We start from the raw sequence: 10,235 nt of genomic DNA, 5'->3' as shown, positions 1-10,235 counted from the left end.
GTGTCGCGATCATGTGTGTGCCTTCTGTCGGTCGAGTGATCAGGTGTTGCTGGCCTTGAGGACGAACGCCAGGGCCAGGCCGATGATGAAGAACTGCTCGGCGAGCACGAAGCCCAAGATGGCGATCTGGCGCAGCTTGCCCTCAGCCTCAGGCTGACGGGCGACTCCGGTGACGAACGCAGCGAAGATGAGGCCGACGCCGATACCGGGGCCGATCGCGGCGAGGCCGAGACCGACCATGTTCAGAGAGCCGATGGTCTCCACGGCATTTCCTTTCGTTGTGACGCACGGACTGCGTCGCTGATGGGGTCGTGCGGGTGCTGCTGGATGAAGTTGTGGGTCTTAGTGCTCGTCCGCCAGCGCCTCGCCGACGTACATCGCCGAGAGCAGGGTGAACACGTACGCCTGGAGGAACATGATGAGGATCTCCAGGAAGCTGATGGCGACCGCGAGCAGGGCGCTGATGATGCCGGCCGGGTACCGCAGGGCGTTCTCCGAGTGCAGCAGCAAGAACTCGCCGCCAAGGGAGAACAAGATCAGGAGCAGATGGCCCGCGAACATCGTGGCGAACAGACGCAGCGTCAGTGTGATGGGCCGCAACAAGATGTTGGACAAGAACTCCAGCGGGACCAGGAGCAAAAGGATCGGGCCCGACATGCCAGCGGGCACCGTCTCGTGCTTGAGGTAGCCGAGGAAGCCCTTCTTCTTGATGCCGGCGCCGTTGTAGACCAGCCAGCTCAGCACGGCGATGGCCAGCGGGTAGCCGATGTGCGACATCGAGGGGAACTGCAGAAATGGGATGAGTCCGTAGAAGTTGTTGATCAGCACGAACAGGAAGATCGAGAACAGGTAGGGCACGAACCGCATGTGGTCCCTGGACCCGATGTTCTCGCGAGCGATGCCATCGCGGACGAAGCCGTAGACCATCTCGCCGGCGAACTGCATGCGACCGGGAACCACCTGGGCGGGCTTGGCCATCGAGTAGAACAGCCCGATGATCAAGAATCCGGACAGGACCACCAGCAACATGGGCTTGGTGACATCGAGCCCGCCGACCGAGAAGATCGCAGGGAGATTGAAGTCTGCAGGTCCCGGGCTCGGGGGTCCTGAAGCAGCCCAGAACGTGGTCGAGGCGAAGCTCACTCGGTCACCTTTGTCTCATGGCGCGGTCGACATCCGACTGATGGGTGGTCGGCGATCCGGCAAAAACGGCCAGCGTCATCATGCGGGAGCAACACTGCCCGATCTAGCCGGACCGCACTCGCTCATGTTGGTGTTGAGGTTATCAGCCGATCAGGAATCCTGTTCACCCAGGTCATAGGTGGGAACCCGCCGCGTGCGAAACGCCTGTACCTGCAGAAGCGTCCAGGCCATCGAGACGATCGCGGCGCTGATGCCAAAGGATGCGGAGTCGATGTGTCGGGCGATCCCTCCCACGTCGAACAGCAAGAGCAGGGCGATGACGGCCGCCGCGGCCTTGGTGCCGAAAAAGGCCACGGCAACGCCCAGCGAGAGCTGAGGATTGGCCTTCACGATGGGCTCGAGCACGACCGGGGTGGAGCCGAGGAACAGCACGACGACCAGTCCGCCCAGTGCAGCGCCGAGAGCACCGGGGCCGCCGGCAGTGAATGCCGCGACGCCGGCGCAGACAGCCGTCAGGACGGTGATCGGCAGCACGATGGGGGCGAGAGTCTTCATGAGGACCAGATCTTGTCATCCAGCTTGGGCAGGACGAACACCGCGGCCGCCGTCAGCAGCGACAGCACGCCGAAGCCCACGATGGACTGCCAGCCGCTGAACAAGCTGATGACCACGCTGCCGAACGCCACGAGCCCGGCTGCCGCGTACATCAGCAGCACGGCACGACGGTGCGAGTGGCCGATCTCCAGCAGACGGTGGTGGATGTGCATCTTGTCGGGGCTGAACGGCGAGCGCCCGGCCCGCGTGCGGCGGACGACGGCGAGGGCCAGGTCGGCAAACGGCACGAGCAGGATCGTGAACGGCAGGATCAGCGGCAGCAGCGCGGGCAGGAAGGTCACCTCCGCGCCGCCAATGCCCTCGGCGAGGCTGGTGGCAGGGAACTGCCCCGTGAGGCTGATCGACGAACAAGCCAGAACAAAGCCGATCAGCATCGAGCCGGAGTCCCCGATGAACATCCTGGCCGGAAAGAAGTTGTGCGGCAAGATGCCCAAGCACGCGCCCGCCAACGACGCCGTGAGCAGTGCCGCCGCGATGGCGCGAGTCTCGCCATTCTCGACCGCGAGGATGAAGGCGTAGGCGAAGAACGCCACCGAGCCGATGCCCACCATGCCAGCCGCCAGACCGTCCAGACCGTCGACGAAATTGACTGCATTTGCCGTGCCGACGATCAGCAGCACCGTGAAGATCGTCGCCTGAGCCTGATCCAGACCCAGGTAGTTGCCGTACAGCGGCAGATACACGAACTGCACACCTTGTGTGACGACCAAGATGCTGGCGAGCACCTGCCCGGCGAATTTGCTCAGCGCGTCGAGCTCGTACAGATCGTCGATGACGCCGACGATGCAGATGACCGTGCCGCCCAGCAGCACGCCGCGCACCGGGCCGAAGACCGACTCGTCGGCGAGCGACAGGAACGGCAGGTGGGTCGCGGCCAGATAGGCGGCGAGCAGACCGCCGAGCATCGCTGGCCCACCGAAGTAGGGCGTTGGCACGGCGTGCACGTCGCGGTCGCGCACGCGCGCCACTGCGCCGAGGTGGTGCGCCGAGGTGCGGGCGATCGAGGCGAGCAGGTAGGTGACACCCAGCGCGATGCCGACCACGACGAGGTACTCCCTCATGCCAGCACGTCTTCGATGGTGTTGTTGAACTGGTGCAGCACGTCCAGACCGATCGCACCGGCCCGCAGGATGCGGGGGGTGCTGCCGGTGGCGTCCAGAATGGTCGACGGCGTTCCCGAAGTGGTCGGTCCTCCATCGAGGTAGACGGCGACGGCCTCACCCAGCATGTCGTGAGCGGCCTGGGCTGTGGTGGCTGGTGGGTCACCTGTCGTGTTGGCGCTGCTGACCGCCAGCGGGCCGGTCTGCTTGAGGAGGGCAAGCGCCACCGGGTCGTTGGGCATGCGCACCGCCACGGTGTTGTGCGTCTCGCCGAGGTCCCAGGTCAGCGAGGGCTGCTGGTGACAGATGACCGTCAGCGGGCCCGGCCACAGCTGCTCGACGGCTGACCGCAACCAGCTGGGGATGTCGACCGCGAGGGCCCCCAGGGTCGTGGGCGCGCCGACGAGGACGGGGGGCGGCATCTGACGGCTGCGCCCCTTGGCGTCGAGCAGGCGCTGGACGGCTTGGGGCGAGAACGCATCGGCGGCGACGCCGTACACGGTGTCAGTCGGCAGGACGATCAGCTCACCGTCCTCGAGCGCACTGTGAGCGTGCAGCAGCCCCGCGTCAAAGGAGGCGTCGTCGCGGCAGTCGTACAGCACCCGGTCATCGTAGGCCGTGCGATCGATTCGTCGCCGCTGGCCGGGCGTCAGAACCAGCTGAGCTGGTGGAACAGGAACGCGATGGCGAGGAATTGGATCAGCCGGCCGATGAAGACCATGGTCAGGAACAGCCACTGCGGCTGCTTGGACGCGCCCGCCAGCAGCGTCACGATCGCCAGCGGGGGTACGCCGGTCAAGGACGACGCAAACGCCGTGAGTCCGCCGGCGTAGGGGCGATCCAGCAGCCCGAGCAGTCGGTCACCCACGCGACGCACCCACGCCACGAATCGGTTGCGCGGTGGACGACGCTCCACCGAGCGGATCTTGCGGGTGCCCTTGCGGGCCAGCTGGAACACGATGGCCTTGCCGACCGTGGTGGCGATGACGTGCACCACGATCAAGATGACCAGGAGCAGCTTGCTGTCGACCGTCGCGCCGATCGCGACGACATACACCTCGGCGTTGACGAAGACCGGCAGGAACGCGGCACCGAGCCCGACGGCGATGGCGGTGCCGATCAACGCCAGTTCGCCACCCATTCGCGTGACTCTAGTGGGCCGGGCGAGCAGCCGTCGTGTATCGGGGCCGGTCGGCCAGGTCTCGGTGGTCGCGGACGTCGGACCAGCGTGGTGCGAAGACCGCGGGGGCCGACTCGCCCTGTGCATCGGCGTGCTCGGCTCCGACGACTCCACCCGGTTTGAGCAACCTCCACGCGACCTGCTCGACGATGCGCATGGCATCGAGTCCGTCCGCGCCAGACCAGAGCGCCAGCGACGGGTCGTGATCGCGCGCCTCCGGCACGACCGATTCCCAGGCATCCGGCGGGATGTAGGGCGGGTTGGCCACCACGACGTCGACCGCCCCGTCGAGATCGCCAAAGGCATCGGCCATGTCGCCAAGACGCAGGTCCACCCCTGTCCCGACCAGGTTGCGCTGGGCCCACTCGAAGGCAGGCGGGTCGAGCTCGACAGCGTGCACGCTCGCGTGCGGGGCCTCGTCGACGATCGACAGCGAGATGGCCCCCGATCCGGCGCAGAGCTCGACGACTGTGGGCTCAGAGATCGCCGCGACGTGGTCGATCACCCATCCAGCCAGCAGCTCGGTCTCCGGCCGCGGCACGAAGACGCCGGGCCCGACCTCGACATCGACGTACCGGAACGCAGCACTCCCCGTGAGGTGCTGCAGAGGAAAGCGGCGGGAGCGCGCGTCGATCAGGTCGAGATAGGCGGACTTTTGCGCACTGTCGATCGGCGCGCGACGCAGCAGACCCCTCGGGACCCCGAGCACGTGGCTCAGCAACCACTCAGCATCGGCGACCGGCGAGCCGACCCCAGCCTGCTCGAGGGACGCGACCGCGTCCTCGAGCAGGCGCTCAGCCTGGCTCCTGACCTGGGTCATTGCTCGGGCCGCTCGATCCGATCGAGCCGCTCCGTGAGGTCCGCCTCGACCAGAGACGTGATGACGTCGTCAAGGGCGCCGTTCATCACCTGGTCGAGGTTGTAGGCCTTGAAACCGGTGCGGTGGTCCGACAACCGATTCTCGGGGAAGTTGTAGGTACGCACCCGCTCCGAGCGGTCCACGGTGCGGACCTGCGACTTGCGAGCGTCCGCCGCCTCGGCGTCGGCCTCGGCCTGAGCTGCCTCGTACAGGCGCGCTCGCAGGATGCGCATGGCCTGCTCGCGGTTCTGCAGCTGTCTCTTCTCGTTCTGGCAGCTGGCCACGATGCCGGTGGGCACATGGGTGATGCGCACTGCCGAGTCGGTGGTGTTGACGCTCTGTCCGCCGGGTCCGGACGACCGATAGACGTCGATGCGCAGGTCGTTGTCGTGGATCTCGACATCGATGTCCTCGACCTCCGGCATCACGAGGACGCCGGCGGCCGACGTGTGGATACGGCCCTGCGATTCGGTGACCGGTACGCGCTGGACGCGGTGCACCCCGCCCTCGAACTTCAGCTTCGCGTAGGGGGCTTCGCCCGGTGGTGGGCTTCCCTTGGCCTTGACGGCCATCGTCACGGACTTGAAGCCTCCGAGTGCCGACTCGTTGGAGTCGAGGATCTCGGTCTTCCAGCCATGCTGCTCGGCGAACCGGGCGTACATCCGCTGCAGGTCGCCGGCGAACAGGGCCGACTCCTCGCCGCCCTCGCCCCCCTTGATCTCCATCAAGATGTCCTTGCCGTCGGCCGGGTCGCGTGGCACCAACAGGTGCTGCAACCGTTCCTCCAGCTCGGGGATGCGCCTTTCCAAGGTGGCGACTTCGTCGTTCATCTCCAGCTCTCGGGCGGCCTCGACGTCCTCGAGCGACTGCTGCCACTCGCGGTACGTCTTGACCACGGCGGTCAGCTCCGCGTACCGCTGACCCACCTTCTTGGCCACCGCAGGATCGGAGTGCACAGCAGGGTCGGCCATGCGCTGCTCGAGCTCGGCGTGCTCGGTGACGAGCGTCTCGACGGCTTCGAACATGTGAGCTCCCGGCTGGATGGTGGTGAAAGACGACAACGCCGGCCCATCACCACCGCAGTGGGATTGGGCCGGCGCTGGAAGGTCGCTAGGACTTCTTGGCGTACCGCTTCTCGAAGCGGGCCACGCGTCCACCGGTGTCAAGGATCTTCTGCTTGCCGGTGTAGAAGGGGTGGCAGGCCGAGCACACGTCGGCGCGGAGGGTGCCCTCTTCGGACGTGCTGCGGGTCGTGAAGGTGTTGCCACAGGTGCAGCTCACCTGGGTCTCCACGTAGTTCGGGTGAATGTTCTTCTGCATGATGTCCTCTCGACGGTGCTGGGTCGATCCGCGCGGTTGCGGCCGTGAACCAGGACCAAGGATGAATGGTGCCAGTTGTCAGGTACTAGAGCAAAATCGGAGCGGCAAATATTCCGTTGCACCCAGGCGAGACTACGCCGGAAGCAGACGCTCGATGTCCTTGGCGATGCTCTCGGGCTTGGTCGTCGAGCCGTAGCGCTTGACAACCTCACCGTCGGTGTTGATCAAGAACTTGGTGAAGTTCCACTTGATCTTGCTCGGACCGAGGCCACCCTTCTCGGTCTTGAGCCACTGGTACAGCGGGTGCGCGCCGTCACCATTGACCTCGATCTCGGCGAACATCGGAAAGGTGACGCCGTAGTTCTTGACGCAGAACGCGGCGGTGCCCTCGTCATCTTCTGGGTTCTGGCCCCCGAACTGGTCGCAGGGGAAGCCCAGCACCACGAGTCCGCGGTCCACGTAGGTGCTGTAGACCTGCTCGAGCCCCTCCAGCTGGGGGGTGAAGCCGCACGCAGTGGCGGTGTTGACCACCAGCAGGACCTTGCCTTGGTAGTCGGCCAGCTGGCGCTCGGAGCCGTCGATGGCGGTGGCTGAGAAGTCGTGCGCGGTTGTCATGTATCAATCGTAGAGGCGGCCGGCAGGACCGGCCATTCCACAGGGATCTGGGGCTACACGGCCCAGTCGACGGATGCGACGGCCTGCTCGCCCGCAAGCCCGCGCAGCTGCACCAACCGCGGATCGGTGAGCATGAGATCGAGCTCCTCGTCGTGAGCGATCTGTTCGATCACGTCGCCGCTGACCAGGATCTCGCCACCCTCCGCCAATCCGGCCACGCGCGCCGCGAGTGCCACATTGCGGCCGAAGATGTCGTTGTCGCGGTGCACGGCCGACCCGTAGTGGACACCGATGCGCACCAGAATCTGGGTGGTGGATCGACGCCGGCCCAGCGCGCGTTCGATCTCCACGGCGCAGCGCACCGCCTGGGCGGCCTCTCCGAAGGCGATCATGAAACCGTCGCCCTGGGTCTTGATCACGTGGCCCTGGTGCCGACCGACTTCCTTGGTGACCACCGCGTTGTGCTGGGCCAGCACACGCATGAAGCTCTTGTCGCCGATCCGGTCGTTCAGCGACGTGGATCCCTCGATGTCGGAGAAGAGAATCGCGACACAGCCATCGTCGCCGGCGAGGCGGATGAGATCGGGCCGCTCGACCTGGGCCCAGTTGGCGATCTCACTGATCGACGAACGGAAAGCGCCGCTGACGCCCTTGTCGCGCACGAGCGACGCGGTCTCCCACACTGCCTTGACTGCGCCCTCGGGCGACAGGACGGAGCGGCGTCTGCGCCGACCCCGCTCCAGCTCATTCACCCGTCGCTTCAACGAGCGACGGCGGCTGGCCGAGACCTGCCACACGATGAACAGCACGAGGATCGCGGCGGCCTCGGCCGTCGCCACGATCCATCCTGCTGTCATCGCGAGACCTACGACGTCTACGTGGACTGCTGCAGGAACTCAGCGTTGGTCGAGAACCCCTTCAGCCGATCGAGCACCGACTCCAGGCCCTTGGGTCCGGCGCTTTCGTTGAGCTCACGGCGCAGCTTCCACACGGCGGCCAGTTCTGCAGCGCCCATCAGCGTCTCCTCGCGGCGTGTGCTCGAGGCCGCGACGTCGATGGCCGGGAAGATCCGCTTCTCCGCGAGCTCGCGGCTCAGGCGCAGCTCCCAGTTGCCGGCGTCCTTGAACTCCTCGAAGATGACCTCGTCCATGCGCGAACCCGTCTCGACCAGCGCTGTGGCCAAGATCGTGAGCGAACCACCGTCTTCGATGTTGCGAGCAGCACCGAAGAACTTCTTGGGCGGGTACAGCGCCGAGGAATCGACGCCACCGGACATGACGCGACCCGAGCCGGGAGCCGCAAGGTTGTAGGCGCGGCCGAGGCGGGTGATGCCGTCGAGCAGCACCACGACATCGTGACCCAGCTCGACCAGACGCTTGGCCCGCTCGATGGCCAGCTCGGCGACCGTGGTGTGGTCGGTGGCCGGACGATCGAAGGTCGACGCGATGACCTCGCCCTTGACGGTGCGCTGGAAGTCGGTGACCTCTTCGGGACGCTCGTCGACCAGCACGATCATCAGGTGGCACTCGGGGTTGTTCTCGGTGATCGCATTGGCGACCTGCTGCATCACCATCGTCTTGCCCGCCTTCGGGGGCGACACAATCAGGCCGCGCTGGCCCTTGCCGATCGGCGAAATGAGATCGATGACCCGACCGGTGAGACCACCTGCAGCACCTTCCAGGCGCAGTCGCTCCGAGGGGTACAGCGGGGTCAACTTGGAGAACTCGACGCGCTTGGCCGACTCCTCCAGCGACATGCCGTTGACGGTCTCGATCTTGACCATCGGATTGAACTTCTCCTTGCGTTCGCCCTCACGGGGCTGGCGCACCTGGCCGGTGACGGCGTCGCCGCGACGCAGGTTCCACTTGCGCACCATCGACAACGAGACGTACACGTCGTTCTCGCTGGGCAGGTAGCCCGTGGTGCGCACGAACGCGTAGTTGTCCAAGATGTCGAGAATGCCTGCGGCGGGCACCAGGACGTCGTCCTCGCTGTACGTCGGCTCAGACTCCATGCCGCGGTTGTTGCGGTTGCGCCCGCGGCGGTTGCGGCGGCGGCCGTTGCCATCCAGATCGTCGTCATCGTTGTTGTTCTGCTGACGGTCCTGGTTGGGCTGGTTCTGGGTGGACTGGTTGCCGCTGTTGCGGCCACCGCCCTCGTTGTTCTGCTGACGGTTGCTGTTCCGGTTGTTGTTGCGGCCACCGCCCTCGTTGTTCTGCTGACGGTTGTTGCCACCACCCTTGTTGCCGCCCTTGGTGTCGTCGCCCTTCGCCTCGCTCGAGGCATCGTCGGCGGACTTGTCGGCCTTGGCGGGCTTGTCGTGCTGCTTGGCCGGCTTGTCCTGCTTGTCCTGCTTGTCCTGCTTCACCGGTGTGGCGTCGGCGACGACCGCGTTGTCTGCCTTCTCGGCCTTCTCGGCTTTCTCGGCCTTCGCCGTCTTGTCAGCCTTCGGCGTGGCCGGTCCGTCGCCGCGTGCCTGCTTGATGGCGTCAATCAGGGCGCCCTTGCGCATCGACGTGCCGTCGATGCCGAGATCCTTGGCAATCTCCTGCAGTTCGGCGAGCACCTTGCCGCCGAGGCCGCCGGATGACTTCTTCGGGGCTGCTGCAGCGGTATCGGTCGTGGTGGTTTCAGTCACAGACGTTCCTTCGCGTATGGCCATGAGCCTGTGCCGGATGATCCGGTCACGATGAGGTGGGCTTGCCCGTCGAAGACGAGCGGAATTTCATGGCGCTAGCCGGGGAGATGATTCTCAACTCCGGCATCGCCACTGTAACACCCAGCGGCCGTCAGATCACGGCACCCGTGCGGGGTTCCACCACGGCGACACCGCTCGGCTCCACCTCGAGCTCGTGCGCGACCCATCCCGCTGGCACGCGATCGGCCACTCCTCGAGCAAATGCCAGCACGGTCGGACCGGCCCCTGAGATTACGGCGGCGATGCCGTCGGCCCGCAGCTGGCGCACCAGCTCAGCGGACTCGGGCATGGCTTCGGTCCGGTAGTGCTGATGCAGTCGATCTTCGGTGGCTGCCATCAGCCGGTGCGGTGCCGTGGTCAGCGCGACGATCAGCAACGCTGCCCGGCCGGCGTTCACCGCAGCATCGCTGTGCGGCACTGACGCAGGCAGAAGTCCTCGAGCGTGCTGGGTGGCAACCGCGACGGCGGGGACGAACACGGTGACCTCGACCGCCACGTCCAAGCGTTCAACGGCAGCCGCGGTGTGGTCGACCCAGGCGATCGTGAGCCCACCGAACTGGGCCGCCGCCACGTTGTCGGGATGTCCCTCCAGATCGACCGCAAGCTGGAAGGCCGCCGCGTCGTCGAGCCGATCCGCACCGCCGTCGATCAGCGCGCGGGCTGCCGTGATCCCTCCCACGATGGCTGCCGACGACGAGCCGAGCC

13 protein-coding genes are annotated in these 10,235 nt (G+C 66.1%); all 13 read right to left on the bottom strand.

Features of this window, described 5'->3' with window-relative positions; translation table 11 throughout:
- Positions 1–39: 39 nt before the first annotated feature.
- Positions 40–240: an ATP synthase F0 subunit C gene (locus WB508_RS11525; RefSeq protein WP_197983596.1), complete on the bottom strand. Its 201-nt coding sequence runs from the start codon at positions 238–240 to the stop codon at positions 40–42.
- Positions 241–342: 102 nt separating this feature from the next.
- Positions 343–1,143, bottom strand: a complete 801-nt coding sequence (gene atpB, locus WB508_RS11520; RefSeq protein WP_423845026.1) for a F0F1 ATP synthase subunit A — start codon at positions 1,141–1,143, stop codon at positions 343–345.
- A 150-nt stretch (positions 1,144–1,293) separates the two neighbouring features.
- Entirely contained in the window at positions 1,294–1,698 is a 405-nt protein-coding gene (locus WB508_RS11515; protein ID WP_423845025.1) for a hypothetical protein, read from the bottom strand.
- A complete protein-coding gene (locus tag WB508_RS11510; RefSeq protein WP_423845024.1) occupies positions 1,695–2,819 on the bottom strand; it encodes an MraY family glycosyltransferase in 1,125 nt (374 codons plus the stop codon). Before WB508_RS11510 ends, WB508_RS11515 begins: the two co-directional genes overlap by 4 nt.
- Complete coding sequence (locus WB508_RS11505; RefSeq protein ID WP_423845023.1) at positions 2,816–3,460, bottom strand: L-threonylcarbamoyladenylate synthase; 645 nt, start codon at positions 3,458–3,460, stop codon at positions 2,816–2,818. The genes WB508_RS11510 and WB508_RS11505 overlap by 4 nt, the downstream gene beginning before the upstream one ends.
- A gap of 47 nt (positions 3,461–3,507) precedes the next feature.
- Positions 3,508–3,999 carry a VTT domain-containing protein gene (locus WB508_RS11500; protein WP_423845022.1) on the bottom strand — a complete coding sequence of 164 codons (492 nt, stop codon included), beginning with the start codon at positions 3,997–3,999 and terminating at the stop codon, positions 3,508–3,510.
- A 10-nt stretch (positions 4,000–4,009) separates the two neighbouring features.
- Complete coding sequence (gene prmC / locus WB508_RS11495) at positions 4,010–4,858, bottom strand: peptide chain release factor N(5)-glutamine methyltransferase (RefSeq protein WP_423845021.1); 849 nt, start codon at positions 4,856–4,858, stop codon at positions 4,010–4,012.
- Entirely contained in the window at positions 4,855–5,922 is a 1,068-nt protein-coding gene (gene prfA, locus WB508_RS11490; protein WP_423845020.1) for a peptide chain release factor 1, read from the bottom strand. Before prfA ends, prmC begins: the two co-directional genes overlap by 4 nt.
- A gap of 85 nt (positions 5,923–6,007) precedes the next feature.
- Positions 6,008–6,217 carry a 50S ribosomal protein L31 gene (rpmE, locus tag WB508_RS11485; RefSeq protein WP_423845019.1) on the bottom strand — a complete coding sequence of 70 codons (210 nt, stop codon included), beginning with the start codon at positions 6,215–6,217 and terminating at the stop codon, positions 6,008–6,010.
- A 132-nt stretch (positions 6,218–6,349) separates the two neighbouring features.
- A complete protein-coding gene (locus tag WB508_RS11480) occupies positions 6,350–6,832 on the bottom strand; it encodes a glutathione peroxidase (protein WP_423845018.1) in 483 nt (160 codons plus the stop codon).
- A 53-nt stretch (positions 6,833–6,885) separates the two neighbouring features.
- On the bottom strand, positions 6,886–7,671 hold the full coding sequence (locus WB508_RS11475; protein WP_423845017.1) for an adenylate/guanylate cyclase domain-containing protein: 786 nt from the start codon (positions 7,669–7,671) through the stop codon (positions 6,886–6,888).
- A 35-nt stretch (positions 7,672–7,706) separates the two neighbouring features.
- Positions 7,707–9,470, bottom strand: coding sequence for a transcription termination factor Rho (rho, locus tag WB508_RS11470; RefSeq protein WP_423845016.1), 1,764 nt, complete (start codon positions 9,468–9,470; stop codon positions 7,707–7,709).
- 151 nt (positions 9,471–9,621) lie between these two features.
- Positions 9,622–10,235 (bottom strand): homoserine kinase (locus tag WB508_RS11465; RefSeq protein WP_423845015.1); only part of this gene is annotated, 614 nt, incomplete at its 5' end.

Origin of the sequence: Aeromicrobium sp. (assembly GCF_049586495.1) — a bacterium.
Lineage (GTDB): Bacteria > Actinomycetota > Actinomycetes > Propionibacteriales > Nocardioidaceae > Aeromicrobium.
This window is presented reverse-complemented; position numbering and strand designations above follow the sequence as displayed.